Here is a 21,618-nt window from a genome sequence, read left to right on the forward strand (position 1 = left end):
TATTATTCTTTTAAGGCGTATTTGTGTAATGCATCTTCATTAAATTCAAATCCAAGGCCAGGATCGTCCGAAATAAATATTTTACCTTTCTCGGCTATCATTTTTGTAGAAGTTAATTCCTCACGTAAGCCATTTTCTGTTCGATCATATTCGATAAAGCATTGTGGTGTTCTTAATCGACCTGGAAGAACATCTAGATTAGCTACAAAGTGTAAAGCTGCCGATATTGCAATACCTGTACCCCAAGTGTGAGGAACTAATTCTACTCCATAAGTAGAAGCCAGTGCTGCTATTCTTTTTGCTTCGGTAAGTCCTCCACTTGCACAAATGTCGGGTTGTACTATGTCTACGCACTTTGATTGTAAGAGGGTTTGAAAACCAAAGCGAAGATATTCGCATTCTCCACCTGAGATAGGTATGCTGGTTTTTTCTCTTAATTCGGCGTATTGGCCATAGTATTCAGGAGAAATAGGTTCTTCAAACCATCCGATATCATATTTCTCAACCGATTTACATAATTGTATTGCTTCCCTTAAATTATAAGCGTGATTTGCATCAATCATTAATTTTACATCAGGTCCAATTGCTTTACGTATGTTTTTTACAAGATGAATATCTTCTTCTATACTTAGGCCAACTTTCATTTTCATAGCCTTGTATCCGAGTTTTACATACTCTTTGGCTTCATCTATTAGTTTTTCACATAGATTGTCGCACTTGGTAAAGTAAAGTCCTGTTGCGTATGGGATAATATAATCACGTTTTTTGCCACCTAGTAGTAAATGAACGGGTTGTTGCAATATTTTTCCTTTTAAATCCCAAAGAGCCACATCAATAGCACTCATAGCTGCCACAAGAACACCTCTTCTGGCATAGTCTAAGGTGCGTCGATACATAATACTCCATATTGTTTCTGTTTCAAGTGGATTTTGATTCAACAAAAATGGAGTAAGGTTTTCTATGCCAGCTTTTATAACACCTGCAGGACCATAACCTTCGCCCCAACCAACATGACCAGTATCACTTGTAATTTTTACAATGCAAATTCGTCTTTCTGAATATTCCCATTGTGAAAAATAAAAGCTTTCTTTTAATTTGTCTGAAAGAATGTAACTCTCAATTGATTTAATCTTCATAACTATATGGTATCAATATTGTTGATTGATTTTTTTTAATTTAAAGCATTGGAATAACCTAATATAATTGTTGCTATTATTAGCACAAACAGTCCTAATAATAGATATGAAAAAGCTTGTTTAGCACCTTTCCATTCTTTATTGCTATATGCCCAAATATTACTAACAATAAGAGAAACTCCCAATAGAATAGGCCACCCAATTACAGGTCCCATTTTTCCCATTAGTGTTGCTCCTTGTCCGTATACGCCTAATGCACCAAACCATAATAATCCGGCGGCAATAGACCATGCGTATGCTTTGCCAGATTTTGGAACAGAAAATGAATTCCAGGTTTTATTTTTAAAAAGAAGGGTAATTGCATAGCCTGCATTCATAATATAGGCTCCCATTAAAACTACTACCCAAATAGCCAAACTACTGTTTCTTGCAATTGCTCCTGAAGCTTCTGCTGCTTTTCCAACTGCTTGAGCATTTACAAAGCCAACATTTAATAATGCTGATAGTATTCCACTGATAATTGCAATTGTTAGTCCGGCTTTAAGGTTAATTTTTGTGCTGTTCTCAGATTGAGTTTGTTTGTCTCTTTGAATGCCAGCATACGCAGTTATGGCAACACCAATTAACATTATTGCTACGCCAGAAATAACATAAGGGAAGGCTGTAAGATCTGTTACATTATCGAGTTGAAAGAAGGGAATAAGACTACCTACAGCCGAGCATACACCCATAACAATGCCATAGGTTAAGGATATTCCTATGTAAGGAATGCTTTTTCCAAACATGATTCCTCCAATTCCCCATAAGAAACCAAATAACATTCCAATAATAATTGCTTGTGTTGGTGCTTGCGAAATTACCCCAAATAAATCGGGAATAACAAACAATGCCCAGGCTAATGGAAATAATAACATTGCAATTGTAGCGTGAACTAACCACCAGGCTTCCCATTTAAGAGGTGCCATAAATTTCATTCCAAGTCCAAATGAGCCTTGAAAAATACTTGCAATTAATACTAAAACGAAGGGTATAAATACAAATTCCATAATATAATCTATTTATTTTATACAAAGTAAAGGAATCGTGTGCGTGCAAGATTCTTGAAATTTACCTTGCATTTACATTATATTACCCTGTTTAATTAATCAGAGGTAATTTCCTAGTAATAGAATTTACAGTTTGATTTTTTAGGGTAACTATTATTGTAATGATTATGTCTGTTTTGGTAATATGATCCTTACACTAAATATGAAGAAATTTTGGAGAGCTTTATTCTTCTATTTTATCCTTATTGTAATGATTTAGATGTGTAAATGGAATATAATGTGTAGACGGAAGGGATGTTTCTCCGATTTTTTTTGGTACTTAAAAAGGGGAGTATAAAAAAAGGAGTCCAATTAGGACTCCTTTATATCTTAAAAAAAAGCTTAAAAGTTTTATTTTTCTTCGGCTGCTTGTAAAGCTGAATAGTTCAGTTTTAAAGCACTTGCTTTTCTTAGTTCTTGTTTAATGTCAACAATGATACCCATTTTAGTGTATCTGTCAACTTTTAGAGATGTTGTCAACTTGTTACGTTGTTCTTCTTTTCTTGATTCCCTTTCAGAAGCAATAAAAGCCTGAATATCGTCAACTGTTGCAAATTGATCATTTAACTGGATTCTTGGCTCAGTACCAAAAGTTTTTTGGTATTTTGGTAATGGAACACCAACATGGATGTTACTTACCAAGTCCTTTTTTTCCAGTTTTACTAATTCTTTAGCAGTTGGCTGCACGTATGTTACACTTAGTTCTACATCACGCATGGTTGTACTAACCATGAAGAAGAATAAAAGCATAAACACGATATCAGGAAGAGATGCTGTTGAAATTGCAGGAAGTTCTTTTTTTCCGCCTTTTTTAAATTTTGACATTATCTTTTCCCTCCCGTATTTTTAGGTTCTGCTTCAGAAATTGCCATTGGAACATATTTTCTAACTGCTGCTTGTTGATCTTCATCAAGCTCGTTAAATTTTTTATTCCATTTTTGCATTGCTTTTTGGTCTTTTAACTCACGAGCTGCAATTGCAAGTTCATCCTGAACTCTAATATACATCTCGTAACTCGTACCACGGTCATTCTGTAATGAAACTAATCCTTTTGAAACCGGAACATCTCCAAAAAATGGGACAGTCTTTATGTTTTTCTCAGGAAGATTTTCATCGTTTGTAGGATTCAGGATAAATTCTTTGGTTTTTTCACGTAATTGTGAAATATCAAGTAATTCACCATTCACCAACAACTCGTCGTTACGATTTACCAATATAGCTAAAACATTACGTTTCTTAACTTTAATGTCGTCATCAACTGTTTGGTCTTCTGGAATTGGAGGTAACTTTTTATAGATACCAGTATCCACATCCATAGTAGTTGAAACCAAGAAGAAAATTAACAACAAGAATGCAATATCGGCCATCGAACTAGAGTTAATCTCTGGTGTTTTTTGTCTTGCCATAATAATTGTATTGCGATCCGAATCCTTAAATTCGGATCATATTCTTAACGTAATCTTCTAATAATCTCAGTACCTACAATTGCTACAATAGCACCAACACCTAAAATATACATGGTGTACAATACTGTATCTGCAAATTGTAGAGTGTCAGGGTTATTGTCAGCTCCTGCATAACCAGGTAAGTTTAACAATGTTGCATCAGACATACCGTATGATACAAGGATAATCAATCCAAGTCCTACCAATCCCATTAGACCTTTAATTGCACCCTTAGGGTTAACAATCAATTGAATAATTGGAAAAATGATTGCTAATGCAGCTGTTGCGAAAAACAAAATTGTCGCCCAACGGATCAAAAGATCGCTATAAACAGGCGTAGTGTATGCTTGGTTTGGAATTTCTCCACCTAGGTAAAACATGATCACAAAAACAGCTGTAAGACCAATCATTACATAGGTAAGAATATTTAAATATTTACTCAATGTATTTGACATAGTCTTCAATTATTTTTTCAAGTTGTGTTTTACAAGGATATCAAGAAGAGTGATTGATGCGTCTTCCATGTTGTTTACAATGCTATCGATTTTAGCAGTACAATAGTTAAAGAATACCTGTAGGATCATTGCTACGATCAAACCAGATACAGTTGTAATCAATGCTACTTTAATACCACCTGCTACAGCTGCTGGAGAAATAGTACCCATAGATTGAATAGAGTCAAATGCTCCAATCATACCAATTACAGTACCCATAAATCCTAACATAGGAGCCAAACCAATCATTAAAGAAATCCAAGAAAGACCTTTTTCTAAAAGACCCATTTGAACAGATCCGTAAGAAACAACTGATTTTTCTACAACTTCGATTCCTTCATCAACACGGTCAAGACCTTGATAGAAAATGCTTGCGATAGGACCGCGAGTGTTTCTACAAACTTCTTTAGCTGCTTCAACACCACCATTGTTCAATGCATCTTCAAGATTTGCAAATAACTTTTTAGTGTTAGTTGTTGACATGTTAAGGTAAATAATTCTTTCGATAGAAAGAGCTAAACCTAAAATAAGAGCTAATAATACAAAGCTCATAAACATAGCACCACCCTGGATGAACTGCTTTTTAACAATTTTATGGAATGAAGTGCTTTCAACAACTTCTTCTTCCATTACAGGAGTAGCTTCTTCAACTTCTTGAGTAGCTTCTTCAGCAACTTGAGTAGTATCAGTCGTAGTCTCATCCTGAGCAACTGCATAAGATGATGCTCCTAAAGTTAGCATCCCAATAACTGCTATAAATGCAAATAACTTTTTCATAGTCTGTTTTTCAAATTTTAATTAACGAAATTATTTTTTACAAAATTAAACGATTGCGACCTTATAAACAACTAATTTCTTAGTTGTCTGCTTATTATTATTTAAAAAGTCTTTATTTATCTGCCTTTTGAGTTCTTGCTGGAAGTGTTTTATGTAATATAGAGCTTTCTAAACAGTGCACCAAATTACAAAAAAAATGTGAAAAACAAATATTCTATTGGCTTAATTCTCCCTTTAGAGATTTATTTAAAAGCAATTTGATTTGTTCGTTATTCAGCTGCTTCCCGAGTATAAACATTAGTTTTGTTATTGCAGCCTCTGTTGTAATGTCTCGTCCGCTTATAACTCCTGCTTTAAGTAGCTCTATACTTGTTTCATAGAGCCCCATTTTAACACTACCTGCTGCACACTGAGTAATGTTGTATATAATAATACCCTTATTAATTGCCTTTTTTATTGAATTAATAAACCATTTGTCTGTCGGGGCATTTCCGGCTCCATAACTTTCCATTACTACTCCTTTTAAATCTGGAATATTTAATATTGAATTTACTACTTGTTCTGTGATTCCAGGAAATATCTTTAAAATAGCAATATTAGTGTCAATTTTGGTCGTAATTTCAAGTTCACGGGTATGACTAGGATAATGGATTGCGGAATAATTGTAATTGATATTGATTCCTATTTTTGCCAGGTCAGGATAGTTATAGGAATAGAAAGCGTTAAAGTGTTCTGCATTGTGTTTGGTTGTTCTGTTGCCTCTTAGTAATTGGTTCTCGAATACTATGCATACTTCGGGTACCATTGCCTGCCCATTTTTATATGCTGCAGCAATCTCTATTGCAGTAATTAGGTTTTCTTTACCGTCGGTTCTTAAGGTACCAATTGGTAACTGTGAGCCGGTAAATATTACAGGTTTTTGAAGGTTATCGAGCATAAAGCTTAATGCGGATGCCGAAAAAGACATTGTATCGGTTCCATGTAATACCACAAAACCATCATATTTCTCATAGTTTTGTTTTATGAGCTCTGCTATTTTTATCCAAACAGAAGGATTTAAGTTCGATGAGTCAATAAGAGGAGTAAAAGCAATAGAATTTAGTTCATATCCAAATTCTCTTAATTCAGGAACCTGTTTTATGATGTGGTCAAAATCAAAAGGTATTAACGAGCCTGTTGAAGGATCGTTTACCATTCCAATGGTTCCACCAGTGTATATTAGTAGAATTGAAGTTTTAGGAGTTGTCATTTTAGAGAGAGTTACAGTTTGAATAATTTTTCTGCATTTCTACCTGTCTTTTCGGCTACTTCAGATAAATCTACCTGAAAAATATCTGCAATTTTGTTTGCTGTGTGCAGAATAAATGAACTTTCGTTCCTTTTGCCTCGTTTAGGAACAGGGGCCAGATAAGGTGCATCGGTCTCCAGTAATAGTTTATCTAAAGAAATTTGACTTACGGTTTTATCCAAACCCGAATTTTTAAATGTTACAATGCCGTTTATCCCCAATAGGAATCCAAGTTCAATTGCTTTTTCTGCTTGTTGCAGATTGCCCGTAAAACTATGGAATACACCTTTCAGGTTTGAGTTCTGATATTTTTCAAGGACTTCAAAAATCTCATTAAATGATTCTCTGGCATGAATCACAATTGGTAAGTTGCTTTCTAAAGCCCAGTTAATTTGTGTTTCGAATGTTATCTGTTGTTCTTTTATGTATGTTTTATCCCAATATAAATCGATGCCAATTTCACCAATGGCACAGTATTTTTCTGTTTCAAGCCATTTTTTGCATATCGCAAGTTCTTCTTTATAGTTTTCTTTAACCGAGCTTGGGTGTAAGCCCATCATAGGAATGCAGTAGCCTGGAAAAGAGGTTACTAATTTATGCATTGCCGATATTGATTCAGAGTCGATATTTGGCAATAGAATTTTTTCTATTCCTGCTTTTTGGGATCTTTTTACGACATCGTTAATATCATCAGTAAATTCCTTGGCGTAAATATGTGAATGTGTATCGATTAGTTTCATGTAGATTTAATTTTAAATCACAAACTTAGAGAAAGGAAAAAAGATTGACAAAAAAAGCCGGCATTTGCCGGCTTTTTATATTTAGGCGTGATTGTATTTTCTTATACGCAACCTTGAGCTAGCATAGCTTCGGCAACTTTTACAAATCCACCAACATTCGCACCTTTTACGTAGTTGATTTTTCCGTTTTCTTTACCAAAACGTACACATGTATGGTGAATATCTTTCATGATACGACCCAATTTCTCATCAACTTCTTCAGCCGACCAGTTGTAACGCATTGAATTTTGAGACATTTCCAACCCTGACACTGCAACACCACCAGCATTAGCAGCTTTTCCAGGAGCAAATGAAGCATGCTCGATTAAATAAGTACAAGCTTCAGCAGTACAACCCATATTTGAGGTTTCTACTACAAATTTACATCCATTTTTAACTAATTGCTTAGCGTCATCAAGGTTAAGCTCATTTTGAATAGCACATGGGAAAGCGATATCAACTTTACATTCCCAAGGTTTCTTACCTGCGAAGAATTCAGCACCGAATTTCTCTGCATAAGGAGCAACAACATCATTGTTCGAAGCACGAAGATCCAATAAGTAATCGATCTTTTCAGCATTTAAACCTTCTTTGTCGTAAATGTATCCGTCAGGACCAGAAACTGTAACTACTTTAGCACCTAGTTCTACAAGTTTAAGAGCAGCACCCCAGGTTACGTTACCAAAACCAGAAAGAGCAACAGTTTTGCCTTTTAAAGTTTCGTTAAGTTCAGCTAACATGTGTTGAGCGAAATAAACAGAACCAAAACCAGTAGCTTCAGGACGAATTAATGAACCACCAAATTCAAGTCCTTTACCAGTTAATACACCTGTAAATTCGTTGCGGATTCTTTTATACTGTCCAAAAAGGTATCCAATTTCACGACCACCTACTCCTATGTCTCCAGCAGGAACATCGGTGTTAGGACCTATGTGCTTGCAAAGCTCAGTCATAAAGCTTTGGCAAAAACGCATAATTTCATTGTCAGATCTTCCTTTTGCATTAAAGTCAGAACCTCCTTTACCACCACCCATTGGAAGTGTAGTTAAAGAGTTTTTGAACGTTTGCTCGAAACCTAAAAATTTCAATGCACTTAATGTTACCGATGGGTGAAAACGTAGTCCACCTTTATATGGTCCGATAGCACTATTGAATTCAACTCGGTATCCACGGTTGATTTCAACTTCTCCGTTATCGTTGATCCATGGAACTCGGAACATAATTGTACGTTCTGGTTCACACATTTTATCAAGAATTTTAGCAGCCTTATATTTAGGATTTGCATCATAGGTTTCCCAAATTGTTTCTACTACTTCTTGTACTGCCTGATGGAATTCTGCTTCACCCGGAGTCTTGGCCTTAAGGCCATCCATGAATTCATTAATCTTTGCTTCCATATCCAAACTATGTTATGAAATTAAATTTGTTTGTTGTGTTTTTATTATTAGTTCTTGATTTCAAATGTAGGCAAATTTTCATAATCACAAATTAAAAGTCGATTTTTTTTACAACGTTTTCGTTATTTGTAAAGCATTAATAATTAGTGGTTTGAATTGGCTTTAGATCTGCTCTACAACATGAATCGATAAAAAATGGTAAAATTTATGAATTTAGGGAGTAAATTTTGCCCGGATGTGACCTAACAATGCCATCAAATTCTAATTTTAAGAGTAGAGATGAAACCTTACTCATGGGAAAAGAAGTTCCAATGCAAAGTAGATCGATTGGGGTTTTTCCTTCCTTTTTTAAATAATTAACAATTTTCTCTTCTTCTGTTGATAATTCAACAAATAGCTTTGTTTGTATTTCTTTTATTTTTTCGCTACCGTCTTTCCATCCTAAAATATATTCCAAATCTTTTATGCTTTCGATTAAATTTGCCTGATTTGTTTTGATTAGATGATTGCAGCCCATGGAGAATTTATCGCCTACTCGTCCTGGAAATGCAAATACATCGCGATTATATGAGTTGGCAATATTGGCTGTTACAAGTGATCCGCCTTTAATAGCCGACTCGATAACTATTGTAGCGTCCGACATTCCTGCAATTATTCTGTTTCGTCGTACAAAATGTTTGGGATCGAACTTGCTTTTAGATGTAAACTCACTGATTAATGCTCCGCGGTGTATTATATCTGCAGCATGTTGCTTGTGTTGGGCTGGATACATTTGATGAAATCCATGTCCGATCACGGCTATGGTTGGAAGTGTGTTTTTAAGTGCGGCTTTGTGCGCGCAAATGTCGATTCCATAAGCAAGGCCGCTGGTGATTGTAGTTTTAATTTTCTTGTGAGACAAATCTGCAATAAGCTGATTACACAATTCGCGTCCGTTTTCGGTAGCATTTCGTGTTCCTACAATACTAATATTGCGTGTAGTGTTAAAATCGGCATTCCCTTTATAGTATAAGGTGCAAGGAGAATCGAAGCAGTTTAATAGTCTTTGCGGATAATTGTCATCTAAATAGGAGCAAATGTTAATGTTGTTATCTACAATGAATTTTAATTCTTCTTCGGCCTGTATTAATGCCGATTGTCGATCGAGTTTATCTGTTACAACTTTTCCGATGCCTGGAATTTTTAACAAATTATTCTTATTTTCTTTAAAGAATCCTTCCAGGCCACCAGTGTAGGCTATAACTTTTTTAATATTAACAGGACCTAAGCCTGTAATAAAACTAAGGGCAACTTTATAAATTGTTTCCATACATTATAAATGGTAAATAAGGTCTGGAAATGAATTTACAAAATATCTATAAAGTAAACGTAGTTCCGATGGTAAAAAATCCTGCATTAGCCCAGCCAAGTTCCGAAAATATTCCAAACTGATTTGTAAAATAATATCTTGATCCTAAGATAATTCCCAGATCTAGAAGCAGATTGTTTTTATTTTTACTTGAGTATACTGGGTTTAAACTCGAATTGGCTTGTAAGGATTCAAATTTTTTATTTTCAAGAGAAAGTCCTGTTTTTATACTTGTGTAGATTTGTATGTCAGCTCCCGGTGAAATATTCATTTGTGCCAAGCTTTCGTTTAGTTCATAAGTTAAGGATGCACCTATTCGGTAGTAATTGTATTTTGCTTCGTTTTGACCAAAGTTGTATTCATGCTTCTGTCCTGTGTATCCAATATATGCACCTATGCTAAAGTTATCTTGCCATTCTTTTTCTAACTGTATTAATAAGGACGGATTGTTAGTAACATCTGAACCTGAAAAATTGTGGTCGAATTTACCGTACTTTCCTAAGGGAATACCTATGTTTAGTTTTAAATTTTTCGTTTGTGCAAGAGAAGAAAAAGACAGTACTGATAATAGTACTAGAGCAAGAGTTCTTAATTTCATATTGTAGATATTAGTGTGTAATTGGATAAGGTTTATACCTTATGTATAACTCCTTAATTAATGCTTTTTTATTGTGCTAAGATGTTGTAGTGAATTTGTTATTTTTTTAACATCTTTTTTTGCTAAGGCCGATAAGCAGATAGGAGGATATTTTGCAATTCCATTTTTTGTTTGCTGAAATAGAATAAGTTCGGGTTTAAGTCCCATAATTTTTGAATTGATTTCGAAATAAGCAAAACTGCTTTTAGGAATTTCGATCGATTTGAAGTTTTCGTGAAAAGGATGAAGGGGGTAATATCTGAGAATAATTTTGTTATCAGATACCTTATAAATAATATAATTAAGGCTTAGGCTTAACGAAATAATAATGGCAGCTACAAATACTGCACTCATTAACCCAATAACAATGTATTGATTATCGATATCTAAATATAAAAATAGAACAATTGCTGCTAGGTAAAGAAATGTAAACAAGTAATAAGCAAACTTAATCCAGGCAGCTTTGTTTTGATTGTTAATTGTCATGATATTTGAATATTTTGTTTGATCAAAGGTAAAAACTAATCTAGAGTTGAACAACGATTATTTTATTTGAGCTTGTCGATTCGCATAAATAATTGAGTTGTCAGTAAAAAGAGTTTGATATTTTCACAATTAATAATTGTTATTTGTTTTGACTTTCCTATTTTTACCCGGAATTATCCCACACTTAGATCAAGTAAATATTTTTGAATAATTAGTGATGAGGGGGTGAACGTTCCACTTCTTCCGGCTTGTTGTGTTTTATTAACAAGTTTGAAGGTTTAGGAATTTAGTCTCTCAGAAAAAGAAAATTAGATGGAAGCAAGACTTCAGGAAGCAAAAAATTCGATAAGAGATGTTATTGATTTTCCCAAAGAGGGAATTGTATTTAAGGATATCACTACGATGTTGAAAGATGAGAAACATCTTGCAACTTTAGTTGATTCTCTTTACGATCAATATAAAGACAAAGGAATTACTAAGGTAGTTGGTTTAGAAAGCCGTGGCTTTATTTTAGGAACTGTTTTGGCCTATAAATTGGGAGCAGGATTTGTTCCGGTTCGTAAGCCAGGAAAGTTACCTGCACCTACTTATTCTGAGAAATATTCTTTAGAATACGGAGAAGATGAAATTTTTATTCATCAGGATGCTTTAGATAGAGAAGATGTGGTTTTGTTACACGACGATTTGTTAGCAACAGGTGGTACGGCAAAAGCAACAATTAATTTGTTGGATCGTTTTGCTGTTAAGAATGTATACTTAAATTTTTTAGTGGAATTAGACTTTCTGAACGGTCGTGATAAACTGGCGACTAAGTATGATGTTGATTCTTTGTTTCACTTTTAATTAAAGTATGAACTGTTTAATCGGGTTATCAATACCAATTATGGTTTTTTGATAACCTGTTTTGTGCTATTCCTGTTTTTCATTCTTGTAAAATTTAAGTTAGATGAAATATTCTATTTCTAAATCTGGTAAAGTTATTGAAGGAAGAGTTGTATTGCCTTCTTCGAAAAGTATTTCGAATAGAGTACAAATAATTAATGCATTAAGCAATAGTTTTGAGCCAATTAAGAATTTATCGGATTGTGATGACTCGAAAGCGATGCAGAATATTCTTTTTTCGAATACCAATACTTTTGATGTTGGGCATGCTGGAACCACAATGCGATTTTTAACTGCTTATCTTTCTAAAATTGTTGGAGAGTGGACATTAACTGGTTCGCATCGAATGAAAGAAAGACCCATTGGTGTTTTGGTTGATGCTTTAAATTCTATTGGGGCACAAATTTCATATTTAGAGAAGGATGGATATCCTCCGCTTAGAATTTTTGGTTCGAATATTACAGGTAAAGAGGTAGAATTACAAGGCGATACGAGTTCGCAATATATATCAGCATTGCTCTTAATAGCACCTACTTTAGAAAATGGCCTGACAATAAAATTGAAAGGAAAAATTGTTTCGCGTTCCTATATAGAAATGACTCTGAAAATAATGGAAGAGTTTGGGGTAAAATCGGAATTTAAAGGACAGGAAATATTTGTGGCAAATCAAGCCTATAAATGCATTCCTTATACCGTAGAGGGAGATTGGTCGGGAGCCTCGTACTGGTGGTCTTTTATGGCTTTGGCCGAAGAAGGAAAATTGTATTTGGATGGATTGAAAAAACATAGTTTTCAGGGAGATTCGGGATTGGTTCCGGTTTTCGAAAAATTGGGTGTGAAAACTCAGCTTTCCAAACGTGGTATGTTTATCGAGAAAGTTTCAACAGATTGTAAAAAATTGAAATTTGATTTTAATCAGATGCCCGATTTAGCTCAGACTTTCGCAGTTTGTGCTTGTTTAAAAAATATTCCATTCCACTTTACAGGATTAGAGACTCTTAAAATTAAAGAAACCGATAGGATTTTTGCATTAATTACCGAGCTAGCGAAGTTGGGGTATGTATTAAGTGAGCCGGCGCAGGGAGAATTGGCCTGGAATGGGGAACGAAAACAAGAAGATGAAAATGTGGTGATTGATACCTATCATGATCATAGAATGGCATTGGCATTTGCTCCTGTGGCTATGCTTAGGGCTAATGTTGTAATCGACACTCCTGATGTAGTTAATAAATCATACCCAAATTTTTGGGCGCAACTAAAAGAATTGGGCTTTACTGTTGAAGTAAAATAATTCTGATAAAGATATTCTGTAGTAAATCAAAGGGTAATTATTTACATTTTGTAAGTTAGTTACCCTTTGATATTTTTTACAAAAAAAAAGAGGAACCTCGAAAAGTTCCTCTTTATAATAATGTGTAATATTTTAAGCTTATTGCTTAATAGCAGTCTCTAAACCAATTTTAATCATGGTATGAAGAGTCGTTTGTCGCTCTTCTGCGCTAGTTGCTTCTCCTGTTAAAATATGATCGCTAACTGTAAGAATAGCTAATGCTTTTGCTTTATTTCTTGCTGCAATTGTATATAGTGCAGTTGCTTCCATTTCTACAGCTAAAACTCCATAGTCGGCCCAAATTTTAAATGGTTCAGGATTATTGTCAAGATCATGGTAAAAGATATCAGAAGTTAAAGTACTTCCCACTTTAATGTTTACACCTTGTTCTTCAGCGGCTTTGTGAGCATCAGTTAATAAGCCAAAATTAGCACATGGAGCATAATCCATACCTCTAAAAAGATTTTTGTTAATGCCGGAATCGGTACATGAAGTCATTGCTAAAATTACGTCGCGTACGTGTACATCATCGTTAAAAGAACCACAAGTTCCAATACGAATTAGATTTTTTACGCCATATTGAGTAATTAATTCATGAGTGTAAATTGAAATGGAAGGAACTCCCATTCCTGTACCTTGAACCGAAATTCTTTTTCCTTTGTAAGTACCTGTAAAACCAAGCATGTTTCTTACCTTATTGTAACATACTACATCTTCAAGAAAATTGTCTGCAATATATTTTGCTCTTAAAGGATCTCCTGGCAATAGAATGGTTTCGGCAATATCGCCCATTTTAGCTTCGTTGTGTGCGCTCATGATATATTTAATTTAGTTATTTACAAATAAAGATAACATATTTATGCGTATGCAATACCTGTTAAAAGCATTACGCTTTGCTCGCTTTCTATAAAAAGAGATTGGATGGTAAAATTGGTTGGATGGTAGTTGACTTTATTATCCACTATTCTGATTGAATTTCTGAATAAGTCACAACAAAAGTAATAATTTTATTTAAGAACAAAACAAGAGGTGTTAAAATTTGCAATTTTGCATTTATTGGGGAATTGAATGGTATGAGTTAACGTAATTTTCTTTTTTTAGCGAAAAAACTACGAATTAAGTCGGTACTTTCATCTTCCATAATCCCCGTAACAACTTCTGTTCTGGGGTGAAGTGGGTTGGGAGTGAGGCGACTGTATCCTCTTTTCTCATCGCTTGCGCCATAAACGATTTTTGATATTTGCGACCAAGCCAGGGCTCCTGCGCACATGTTGCAAGGCTCAAGTGTTACGTACAAAGTACAATCGATAAGGTATTTTCCACCTAGATAATTGGCAGCAGCAGTAATTGCCTGCATTTCGGCATGTGCTGTAACATCATTTAATCGTTCGGTAAGGTTGTGAGCACGTGCAATTATTCTATTATTGCATACAATAATTGCGCCTACAGGAATTTCATCTGCTTCGAAAGCTTTGTGTGCTTCCTGCATGGCTTGTTTCATAAAATATTCGTCGGAGAAAGGTGATATATTTGTGTTTTGGTCCATTTAAAGTTGTGTTAAAAATAAAAGTCTATAATTTATTTCGAAAGATATCTGATTTAATCAAATTACAGTCTCAATTTAATGTGATTTATCAAATACTATTAAGTGTAATATCTTTTTTATAAATCTGTTAAAGAAACGTTATTCTGTTTCACAAATTGTTAGTATTTTCGCAAAGTTAAGAAAACCTGCAATAAGACTGATGGTGAATGATTAAGGCTTTTTGTTTTAAAAACCGAAAATTTATTCCTTGCAGTGATATGTGGTTTTTTAGAGGATAAGAAAGCTAACTGATTGATAGATAGCTTGTTAAATTATTAATTTGGTAAAAAATGTACAGAACTCATACTTGTGGAGAATTAAGAATTGAGAATGTAAACAATACGGTAACACTAAGCGGTTGGGTGCAAAAAGCACGCGATTTAGGTGGAATGACTTTCGTCGATCTTCGAGATCGTTACGGAATTACCCAGTTTGTTTTCGATATGGAAAACAATGCAGAGCTTTGCGAATTGGCCCGAAAACTTGGTCGTGAGTTCGTTGTTGCTATTACAGGAAAAGTTGCCGAGAGACAAAGTAAAAATAATAAAATCCCAACGGGAGAAGTTGAAATTATTGCCGAGAAGTTGGAAGTTTTAAGCAAATCGGTTTTGCCTCCTTTTACCATTGAAGATAATACTGATGGTGGTGATGAGTTGAGAATGAAATATCGTTACCTTGATTTGCGTCGTTCTTGTGTTCGTGAAAATCTAGTTTTGCGTCATAAAATGGGTATCGAGGTTCGTAATTATTTGGATCAATTAAATTTTATCGAAACAGAAACTCCTGTTTTAATAAAATCTACTCCAGAAGGAGCTCGAGATTTTATTGTCCCATCGAGAATGAATGCAGGTGAGTTTTATGCATTGCCTCAGTCACCACAAGTGTTTAAGCAATTGTTGATGATTTCTGGTTTCGACCGTTACTATCAAATTGTAAAATGTTTCCGCGATGAAGATTTACGTGCCGATCGTCAGCCTGAGTTTACTCAGATTGATTGCGAAATGTCTTTTGTTGAGCAAGATGATATTTTAGACACATTTGAAGGACTAACAAAACATTTATTCAAGAAATTGAAGAATGTAGATATTGACTATAGTTTCCCAAGAATGGAATATGCTGATGCCATGGAATTTTATGGTAATGATAAGCCTGACATTCGTTTTGATATGAAATTTGTTGATCTTAGCGTAATTGCCAAGGGAAATGATTTCAAAGTTTTTGATGAAGCAGAATATATCGGAGCAATTTGTGCTACCGGATGTGCAAACTATACTCGTAAGCAATTAGACAGATTAACTGATTTTGTGAAAAAACCACAGGTTGGTGCTAAAGGTTTGGTTTACGTTAAATATAATGAAGATGGTTCATTTAAATCATCAGTTGATAAATTTTACGGAGCTGAGCAACTGCAGAAATGGGCAGAAGCTTGTAGTGCGAAACCAGGCGATTTGATCTTAGTATTAGTTGGTGAAAAAGCTAAAACTTTACCACAACTAAGCGAATTACGTTTAGAGATGGGGTCTCAGTTGGGCTTGCGCGATAACAATAAATTTTCTCCTCTTTGGGTAGTTAATTTTCCTCTTTTGGAGTGGGATGAGGATTCAGAACGTTTTCATGCAATGCACCACCCATTTACTTCACCTAAGCAAGAAGATTTTCACATGCTGGATACAGATCCGGGAAAAGTTCGTGCTAACGCCTACGATTTGGTTATTAATGGTGTTGAAATTGGAGGTGGTTCTATTCGTATTCACGATACCGATCTTCAGGCACAAATGTTCAAACATCTTGGATTTACCGATGAGGAAGCACAAGCTCAGTTTGGTTTCTTAATGGATGCATTCCAGTATGGTGCACCTCCACACGGAGGAATTGCTTTTGGATTCGACCGTTTAGCTTCATTATTTGCAGGAATCGAATCAATTCGTGATGTAATTGCATTTCCTAAAAATAATTCGGGTCGCGATGTGATGATTGATTCACCATCTACAATTGCCGAAGAACAAATGATTGAATTAGGTCTTGACTATAGAAAAAACTCTAAGTAAATACCTATTAAAGTAAATATTAAGAGGGTGTCCTTTGTTTTGGACACCCTCTTCTTTGTGCATTACATCTTAAGAAAGGATTAAAGTTTTTTATTCTCACTATTGTGGAATTGTGTTGCTACTTTTCTTCAGCAGGAACCGATTTTTCTCTTTTAATCATGTCCTTATACATGCTTCGCATATATTTAGTGCCGAAACGAACAGCTTCATCCTTACTTGCAAAGTTCCCTTTAATTAATTGGTGAACGCTAAGTTCGTCGTTGGGGTCATTGGTGTAGTAAAAAATGCTAACACTGGGTCTATTTCCTTTCTTTTTTATTTCCATACCGAACCAGGTTTCAAAAACCTGTTCATCTACTTTAATATGTCGCTTAAATTTTATCATTTTCTATGTGTTTTTCAATTGCAAAGTTAAGCTTATTTTTTGAAAGAAATATAGCTAAGATTCGGATTTAAAAGGGCATGAAAAAAGAGAATCACTTTAGCGATTCTCTCTATATAAAAATAATTTAAATACTTAATTAGATAGTTGTGCCTGCATTACCTCAGATACGAGTTGGTCGTATTGTCCTGAGAAGTTATTGGAGCACCAATTTTTCAAGTCAAGAATTTCTGATGGTTGCAGCCATTTAATTGCTTTAATCAATTCTTTTTTGAATAGGCCTAAGTCAAAACTAACATTAGACAAAACTATTTTTGTTTGTTCAAGCATGAGTTTTTATTTTATTTATGATGAAGCTTGTTTTACGAATTTACTTAATTCTTTTTTTAATAGTAAGAATATTAACAAGCCTTAACATTATTTATCATTTAGGATAATTTGTTTTTTTTTAATAATTACAATTCTTTTTTTTTCAGATTCAGGACATAAAAAAAGGAGCTTATAGCTCCTCTTCTTGTTCTTGGTTACTTTCCAGTTTTTTCATTTTTTTCTCTACATTGTTTAGTAGTACCATGGAAAGGGTAAGAATAAACATTACAACCAATTCGATGTATACGCCAGTTCTATCCGGATTTTCGGCACTTGCACCTAAAAGATTGAATATGGCAGCTACCATTATTAAAAAGGTAGACATAATTAGTAGGAACTTTATTAGTTTCATCGGTATGTATTTTTTTGTTGATTGAAATTATTAAAAAATCGGATCAATAAAAAATTTTGTTTGATTTCAATAAAAAAGGCTTTCTTACTGAAAGCCTTTGAAATTATGATTCGGGTATAAAATCCGGTCTAGTTAATTCTAATCTATTTTTAACGGGATTGGAATAAATATCTAGAAAAATCTGATTTAACCTTGTTCTATCGCCACCTTTGTCTTCAATTGTGGCAAGTTTCTTTTCCATATGTTTTAAGAATAATTCCTTTTCTTCCAGCGAATATTTATCTGAAAAATCATTGCTTTTATGTACAATGTCGTAAGCAATATAATTATCTGGCCACAGATTATAGTTTTTATGAATTCTATAATCAATAATTTCGGCTAGGGCTTTATATTTATCTTTGTCTTCGTCAAAATTTTCAATAACATCTAGCATTTCAGATACTGGCTTTCCAATATGGAAGTGAACACGACCTTTATCGTTAATCAATCCGTAAAACATGCTACGTAAATCATCTTTTGCAGTTTTAGAGTATCCGCTTTCTGTTTCTTTTAAATAAACCTCTAACGTTTTCATGCCATCGCAGGGTTCATATTCATAAGAAATAGCAACAGGTACAATTCTCAAATTTCTAAAGTGAGATGCAAATTCTTTGTCGCTACTCATCTGTAGCATTTTTAAAAGGCTTTGTTGTGTTCTGTCATCACCATCTTTGGTTCTTCCTTCACGCTGAGCAATCCATATAGACGACTTTTTCTCGTTAAGTGCATGGTTGATATAACAGGAAAGTTGTTTCGATTTTGTAAGCATTTGACGAACAGTAGTGTTTCTGTTTACAACAAAGCTTTTATTTAATTTTACCAAATCGGCAATCCATGGTTGAATTAACAAATTGCTGCCAATAGCTATTTCTGTTGTCTCAAATCCATTAAAATGAAGCATTACATTTAGCAATGCAGAATCCAGAATAATATCTCGATGATCAGATATAAATAAATAACTTTGTTTAGGGTCGAGATTATCTAGCCCTTCTATTGTAATTCCTTTTGTGGTTTTATCAATAATATGTTGAGCCAAACGAATAATAAAATTACCCTGGAACTCTTTAATACTGCTCACTTGGCTTAGTGTTTTCTCAATTATTTCCTTAGTAAAACTAGGGAATAATTTTTGAGCAAAGCGAATAAATTCTTCTTCGTTAAGCAGACGTTCTATAACTTCAGTTACTTCTGAATCGTTATATGGTCTTATGTCATCAAAATCTGATTCGGTGATCATTATTTGGTTGAATTAGTTTTTTTAGGTGAGGCAAAAATAAGCAAATTATATTGAAAGTCTACTTAAAAGGCTTTACTTTTTGCCTTAGCACTATGTTAATCTGTCTTAAATTCAAAGGCTTATCATGCGTTATTCTGCTTGTATATTGGACATTTGTACTACAATTGAAATGAGGAGGGCCTTATTTTCTGACAAATCGACATCCAAAAAGGTATTATTTAAGCTTGGCAAACATTTTGACGGTACTTTTATAAATTATTTAGACTTAGTAAGAATTAAATATGCTAGATGTATGATAGGAATTTGGATTATATTTATTGCTTTTACGGCATTAAGTTGGTGGGTGAGTAGTCAGTTAAAGTCGAGATTTAAAAGATATTCACAAATACCAACTGCAAATGGTGAGAGTGGCAGGGAGGTTGCCGAAAGAATGTTAAGAGAACATGGAATAACTGGGGTTAGAATTGGATCGGTTGGTGGACAGTTGTCAGATCATTACAATCCATCCGAGAAAACTATTAATTTGAGTCAGGAAGTGTACCATGGTCGTAATGTGTCTGCTGCTGCAGTTGCCGCGCATGAAACAGGTCATGCCATTCAGCACGCTCAGGAATATACTTGGTTGCAAATGCGATCGACCCTTGTTCCTGTGGTTAGCTTTAGTTCAAAATGGGTGCAATGGATATTGTTGGCAGGTATCTTAATGGTAAATTCTTTTCCTCAGCTATTATTGGTAGGTATTGTGATGTTTGCTGCAACAACGCTATTTAGTTTAATAACCTTGCCAGTAGAAATCGATGCAAGTAACAGAGCTTTGCGCTGGTTAAAAACAACAGGAATTACAACTTATGAATCCCAAAAAAGTGCTGGCGATGCATTGCGTTGGGCAGCTTATACTTATGTAATTGTTGCTTTATCTTCTCTTGCTACTTTATTGTATTACGTAATGATATATATGGGACGAAGAGATTAGTACAATACTAAAATTGCTTATAGAATAGATTTTGCTTTCGGGGAAAATCTATTTTTTTATACGCTTTCCTCTCGCCAATATTTTAAATTAATTCTAAAAAGAATGATACTGTTTTGTCTAGTTTTCATAATTCCTGTTTTATAACATGAATTTATTTTGATGTAAAATACATGTTGTATAGCATGTATTATTTATTGATATAAGTGTAAAAAATACGATATGTGTTAAATATACAACAATAAATGTTTGTTTTTTAACACTAAAATATGATTTTCTAAAGCTATTTAGAATGATTTTACGGAATAATCCTATTTAAGATTTTCCATTTAGAAACAGTCTTAATACGAAAGACTGCAAACGTTTTCATGATTTGATAATTCAATTATCTTTGTTCAAAATATAAGTATAAATATTCTGATATCGTAGTAATCAGAAGGATTAGTGGAAATTTGTAAAAAAATATTTCAATGAACAAGATAATCTCAATTAGCGAAGCTGTTGCAAAATTAGAAGATGGAATGACCATCATGATTGGAGGCTTTTTATCGGTAGGAACTGCAAATAATATGATCGATCAGATCGTTTTATCGAATGTTAAGAATTTAACTATTATTTGTAATGATACTGCTTTTGCAGATAAAGGTCTTGGTAAATTGATTGCTAATAAGCAGGTTCAAAAAGTAATTACCTCTCATATTGGAACTAATCCTGCTACAATCGAGCAAATGAATAGTAGAGAAATTCATGTTGAATTTAGTCCGCAGGGTACTTTGGCAGAGCGCGTACGTTCGGGTGGTGCTGGTTTGGGTGGTGTTTTAACACCAACAGGTTTGGGTACTATGGTTGCCGAAGGAAAAGAGATTATTACTGTTGATGGGAAGGAATATTTGTTAGAGAAGCCTTTGCGTGCAGATGTTGCGATTATAGGTGCTAGTATTAGTGATTCTCTGGGGAATCTTCTTTATAAAGGGACTTCTCAAAATTTTAATCCATTAATGGCAACTGCTGCCGACCTGGTAATTGCTGAAGTAAAAGAAATAGTTGAAGTGGGGTCTCTAAGACCAGAGGAAATTAAAACTCCTTCAATTTTTGTGGATTTTATAGTAAACAACAACTAACATATATAAACAAATGGAAAAGGCAATGATTAGAATGCGTATGAGTTCTCATGATGCTCATTATGGTGGAAATCTTGTAGATGGAGCTAAAATGCTTCAGTTATTTGGCGATGTGGCAACAGAATTATTAATCCGTCGTGATGGTGATGAGGGATTATTTGCAGGTTATGAGAATGTTGAATTTTTAGCTCCTGTTTATGCAGGCGATTATATCGAAGCTGTTGGAGAGATAATTAAAGAAGGAAATTCAAGTCGTAAAATGACTTTCGAAGCCAGAAAAGTAATTGTTCCCAGAACCGATATTTCTGAATCGGCAGCTGATGTTCTTGATGAGGCTGTTGTAGTTTGCCGGGCTACCGGAACTTGTGTTACACCTAAAGCTAATCAAAGAAAGTAAATGAGAAGTGAGATCTTATTCAAAAAATAAGTTC

The 21,618-nt window shown here is 34.3% G+C and carries 24 protein-coding genes; 6 read left to right on the plus strand and 18 right to left on the minus strand.

The window, feature by feature from the left end; genetic code table 11:
- Positions 1-2 precede the first annotated feature (2 nt).
- From ACT3CE_RS13945 to ACT3CE_RS14000, 12 genes are all read right to left on the minus strand, one after another.
- A complete protein-coding gene (locus ACT3CE_RS13945; protein WP_444710379.1) occupies positions 3-1,136 on the minus strand; it encodes a mandelate racemase/muconate lactonizing enzyme family protein in 1,134 nt (377 codons plus the stop codon).
- Positions 1,137-1,171: 35 nt separating this feature from the next.
- Positions 1,172-2,182 carry an L-rhamnose/proton symporter RhaT gene (locus tag ACT3CE_RS13950; RefSeq protein WP_444710380.1) on the minus strand — a complete coding sequence of 337 codons (1,011 nt, stop codon included), beginning with the start codon at positions 2,180-2,182 and terminating at the stop codon, positions 1,172-1,174.
- 390 nt (positions 2,183-2,572) lie between these two features.
- Entirely contained in the window at positions 2,573-3,046 is a 474-nt protein-coding gene (locus ACT3CE_RS13955) for an ExbD/TolR family protein (protein ID WP_444710381.1), read from the minus strand.
- On the minus strand, positions 3,046-3,627 hold the full coding sequence (locus tag ACT3CE_RS13960) for a biopolymer transporter ExbD (RefSeq protein ID WP_320117300.1): 582 nt from the start codon (positions 3,625-3,627) through the stop codon (positions 3,046-3,048). Before ACT3CE_RS13960 ends, ACT3CE_RS13955 begins: the two co-directional genes overlap by 1 nt.
- A 44-nt stretch (positions 3,628-3,671) precedes the next feature.
- On the minus strand, positions 3,672-4,130 hold the full coding sequence (locus tag ACT3CE_RS13965) for a hypothetical protein (RefSeq protein WP_444710382.1): 459 nt from the start codon (positions 4,128-4,130) through the stop codon (positions 3,672-3,674).
- On the minus strand, positions 4,131-4,901 hold the full coding sequence (locus tag ACT3CE_RS13970; protein ID WP_444710383.1) for a MotA/TolQ/ExbB proton channel family protein: 771 nt from the start codon (positions 4,899-4,901) through the stop codon (positions 4,131-4,133).
- 250 nt (positions 4,902-5,151) lie between these two features.
- A complete protein-coding gene (locus ACT3CE_RS13975) occupies positions 5,152-6,186 on the minus strand; it encodes an asparaginase (protein WP_444710384.1) in 1,035 nt (344 codons plus the stop codon).
- 11 nt (positions 6,187-6,197) lie between these two features.
- A complete protein-coding gene (locus ACT3CE_RS13980) occupies positions 6,198-6,965 on the minus strand; it encodes a TatD family hydrolase (protein ID WP_444710385.1) in 768 nt (255 codons plus the stop codon).
- Between the two features lie 101 nt (positions 6,966-7,066).
- Positions 7,067-8,401, minus strand: a complete 1,335-nt coding sequence (gene gdhA / locus ACT3CE_RS13985; RefSeq protein WP_444710386.1) for an NADP-specific glutamate dehydrogenase — start codon at positions 8,399-8,401, stop codon at positions 7,067-7,069.
- A gap of 205 nt (positions 8,402-8,606) precedes the next feature.
- Positions 8,607-9,710 (minus strand): DNA-processing protein DprA, encoded by a 1,104-nt coding sequence (gene dprA, locus ACT3CE_RS13990; RefSeq protein ID WP_444710387.1) that lies wholly within the window; start codon positions 9,708-9,710, stop codon positions 8,607-8,609.
- Positions 9,711-9,756: 46 nt separating this feature from the next.
- Positions 9,757-10,347 (minus strand): outer membrane beta-barrel protein, encoded by a 591-nt coding sequence (locus ACT3CE_RS13995; protein ID WP_444710388.1) that lies wholly within the window; start codon positions 10,345-10,347, stop codon positions 9,757-9,759.
- Positions 10,348-10,404: 57 nt separating this feature from the next.
- Entirely contained in the window at positions 10,405-10,872 is a 468-nt protein-coding gene (locus ACT3CE_RS14000; RefSeq protein ID WP_444710389.1) for a hypothetical protein, read from the minus strand.
- A 312-nt stretch (positions 10,873-11,184) separates the two neighbouring features.
- Here ACT3CE_RS14000 and ACT3CE_RS14005 point away from each other — a divergent pair, with 312 nt between their 5' ends.
- Entirely contained in the window at positions 11,185-11,715 is a 531-nt protein-coding gene (locus ACT3CE_RS14005) for an adenine phosphoribosyltransferase (protein ID WP_444710390.1), read from the plus strand.
- Between the two features lie 103 nt (positions 11,716-11,818).
- Complete coding sequence (gene aroA / locus ACT3CE_RS14010; RefSeq protein ID WP_444710391.1) at positions 11,819-13,045, plus strand: 3-phosphoshikimate 1-carboxyvinyltransferase; 1,227 nt, start codon at positions 11,819-11,821, stop codon at positions 13,043-13,045.
- Between the two features lie 138 nt (positions 13,046-13,183).
- On the opposite strand, the gene deoD is transcribed toward aroA, so the two are convergent.
- Together deoD and ACT3CE_RS14020 are read right to left on the minus strand one after the other, a co-directional pair.
- Positions 13,184-13,900 carry a purine-nucleoside phosphorylase gene (deoD, locus tag ACT3CE_RS14015; protein ID WP_444710392.1) on the minus strand — a complete coding sequence of 239 codons (717 nt, stop codon included), beginning with the start codon at positions 13,898-13,900 and terminating at the stop codon, positions 13,184-13,186.
- A 262-nt stretch (positions 13,901-14,162) separates the two neighbouring features.
- Positions 14,163-14,630 carry a nucleoside deaminase gene (locus tag ACT3CE_RS14020; RefSeq protein WP_444710393.1) on the minus strand — a complete coding sequence of 156 codons (468 nt, stop codon included), beginning with the start codon at positions 14,628-14,630 and terminating at the stop codon, positions 14,163-14,165.
- A gap of 329 nt (positions 14,631-14,959) precedes the next feature.
- Between ACT3CE_RS14020 and aspS the strand changes: the two genes are divergently transcribed.
- Complete coding sequence (gene aspS, locus ACT3CE_RS14025; protein ID WP_444710394.1) at positions 14,960-16,717, plus strand: aspartate--tRNA ligase; 1,758 nt, start codon at positions 14,960-14,962, stop codon at positions 16,715-16,717.
- 118 nt (positions 16,718-16,835) lie between these two features.
- Here aspS and ACT3CE_RS14030 read toward each other — a convergent pair whose 3' ends face one another.
- The 4 genes from ACT3CE_RS14030 to ACT3CE_RS14045 form a co-directional block, all read right to left on the minus strand.
- The gene (locus ACT3CE_RS14030) at positions 16,836-17,102 is read right to left on the minus strand and encodes a hypothetical protein (protein WP_444710395.1); all 267 of its coding nucleotides are present in this window, start codon (positions 17,100-17,102) and stop codon (positions 16,836-16,838) included.
- 132 nt (positions 17,103-17,234) lie between these two features.
- Complete coding sequence (locus ACT3CE_RS14035) at positions 17,235-17,429, minus strand: hypothetical protein (protein ID WP_444710396.1); 195 nt, start codon at positions 17,427-17,429, stop codon at positions 17,235-17,237.
- A gap of 169 nt (positions 17,430-17,598) precedes the next feature.
- Positions 17,599-17,820 carry a hypothetical protein gene (locus ACT3CE_RS14040; RefSeq protein WP_444710397.1) on the minus strand — a complete coding sequence of 74 codons (222 nt, stop codon included), beginning with the start codon at positions 17,818-17,820 and terminating at the stop codon, positions 17,599-17,601.
- 103 nt (positions 17,821-17,923) lie between these two features.
- On the minus strand, positions 17,924-19,096 hold the full coding sequence (locus ACT3CE_RS14045) for a 1-acyl-sn-glycerol-3-phosphate acyltransferase (protein ID WP_444710398.1): 1,173 nt from the start codon (positions 19,094-19,096) through the stop codon (positions 17,924-17,926).
- Positions 19,097-19,388: 292 nt separating this feature from the next.
- Between ACT3CE_RS14045 and ACT3CE_RS14050 the strand changes: the two genes are divergently transcribed.
- The 3 genes from ACT3CE_RS14050 to ACT3CE_RS14060 all read left to right on the plus strand — a co-directional run bounded on the left by ACT3CE_RS14050 (position 19,389) and on the right by ACT3CE_RS14060 (position 21,584).
- On the plus strand, positions 19,389-20,069 hold the full coding sequence (locus ACT3CE_RS14050; RefSeq protein WP_444710399.1) for a zinc metallopeptidase: 681 nt from the start codon (positions 19,389-19,391) through the stop codon (positions 20,067-20,069).
- Between the two features lie 467 nt (positions 20,070-20,536).
- On the plus strand, positions 20,537-21,187 hold the full coding sequence (locus tag ACT3CE_RS14055) for a CoA transferase subunit A (protein WP_444710400.1): 651 nt from the start codon (positions 20,537-20,539) through the stop codon (positions 21,185-21,187).
- 13 nt (positions 21,188-21,200) lie between these two features.
- Complete coding sequence (locus tag ACT3CE_RS14060) at positions 21,201-21,584, plus strand: hotdog domain-containing protein (protein WP_320117280.1); 384 nt, start codon at positions 21,201-21,203, stop codon at positions 21,582-21,584.
- Positions 21,585-21,618 lie beyond the last annotated feature (34 nt).

Origin of the sequence: Marinifilum sp. RC60d5 (assembly GCF_052400665.1) — a bacterium.
Classification (GTDB): Bacteria; Bacteroidota; Bacteroidia; order Bacteroidales; family Marinifilaceae; genus JBQTGK01.

Excerpts from the sequence above, each read along its gene's own strand:
- ACT3CE_RS13945 (WP_444710379.1), bottom strand. The coding sequence starts at position 1,136 with ATGAAGATTAAATCAATTGAGAGTTACATTCTTTCAGACAAATTAAAA.
- ACT3CE_RS13950 (WP_444710380.1), bottom strand. The coding sequence starts at position 2,182 with ATGGAATTTGTATTTATACCCTTCGTTTTAGTATTAATTGCAAGTATT.
- ACT3CE_RS13955 (WP_444710381.1), bottom strand. The coding sequence starts at position 3,046 with ATGTCAAAATTTAAAAAAGGCGGAAAAAAAGAACTTCCTGCAATTTCA.
- ACT3CE_RS13960 (WP_320117300.1), bottom strand. The coding sequence starts at position 3,627 with ATGGCAAGACAAAAAACACCAGAGATTAACTCTAGTTCGATGGCCGAT.
- ACT3CE_RS13970 (WP_444710383.1), bottom strand. The coding sequence starts at position 4,901 with ATGCTAACTTTAGGAGCATCATCTTATGCAGTTGCTCAGGATGAGACT.
- ACT3CE_RS13975 (WP_444710384.1), bottom strand. The coding sequence starts at position 6,186 with ATGACAACTCCTAAAACTTCAATTCTACTAATATACACTGGTGGAACC.
- ACT3CE_RS13980 (WP_444710385.1), bottom strand. The coding sequence starts at position 6,965 with ATGAAACTAATCGATACACATTCACATATTTACGCCAAGGAATTTACT.
- gdhA (WP_444710386.1), bottom strand. The coding sequence starts at position 8,401 with ATGGAAGCAAAGATTAATGAATTCATGGATGGCCTTAAGGCCAAGACT.
- dprA (WP_444710387.1), bottom strand. The coding sequence starts at position 9,710 with ATGGAAACAATTTATAAAGTTGCCCTTAGTTTTATTACAGGCTTAGGT.
- ACT3CE_RS13995 (WP_444710388.1), bottom strand. The coding sequence starts at position 10,347 with ATGAAATTAAGAACTCTTGCTCTAGTACTATTATCAGTACTGTCTTTT.
- ACT3CE_RS14000 (WP_444710389.1), bottom strand. The coding sequence starts at position 10,872 with ATGACAATTAACAATCAAAACAAAGCTGCCTGGATTAAGTTTGCTTAT.
- ACT3CE_RS14005 (WP_444710390.1), top strand. The coding sequence starts at position 11,185 with ATGGAAGCAAGACTTCAGGAAGCAAAAAATTCGATAAGAGATGTTATT.
- aroA (WP_444710391.1), top strand. The coding sequence starts at position 11,819 with ATGAAATATTCTATTTCTAAATCTGGTAAAGTTATTGAAGGAAGAGTT.
- deoD (WP_444710392.1), bottom strand. The coding sequence starts at position 13,900 with ATGAGCGCACACAACGAAGCTAAAATGGGCGATATTGCCGAAACCATT.
- ACT3CE_RS14020 (WP_444710393.1), bottom strand. The coding sequence starts at position 14,630 with ATGGACCAAAACACAAATATATCACCTTTCTCCGACGAATATTTTATG.
- aspS (WP_444710394.1), top strand. The coding sequence starts at position 14,960 with ATGTACAGAACTCATACTTGTGGAGAATTAAGAATTGAGAATGTAAAC.
- ACT3CE_RS14030 (WP_444710395.1), bottom strand. The coding sequence starts at position 17,102 with ATGATAAAATTTAAGCGACATATTAAAGTAGATGAACAGGTTTTTGAA.
- ACT3CE_RS14035 (WP_444710396.1), bottom strand. The coding sequence starts at position 17,429 with ATGCTTGAACAAACAAAAATAGTTTTGTCTAATGTTAGTTTTGACTTA.
- ACT3CE_RS14040 (WP_444710397.1), bottom strand. The coding sequence starts at position 17,820 with ATGAAACTAATAAAGTTCCTACTAATTATGTCTACCTTTTTAATAATG.
- ACT3CE_RS14045 (WP_444710398.1), bottom strand. The coding sequence starts at position 19,096 with ATGATCACCGAATCAGATTTTGATGACATAAGACCATATAACGATTCA.
- ACT3CE_RS14050 (WP_444710399.1), top strand. The coding sequence starts at position 19,389 with ATGATAGGAATTTGGATTATATTTATTGCTTTTACGGCATTAAGTTGG.
- ACT3CE_RS14055 (WP_444710400.1), top strand. The coding sequence starts at position 20,537 with ATGAACAAGATAATCTCAATTAGCGAAGCTGTTGCAAAATTAGAAGAT.
- ACT3CE_RS14060 (WP_320117280.1), top strand. The coding sequence starts at position 21,201 with ATGGAAAAGGCAATGATTAGAATGCGTATGAGTTCTCATGATGCTCAT.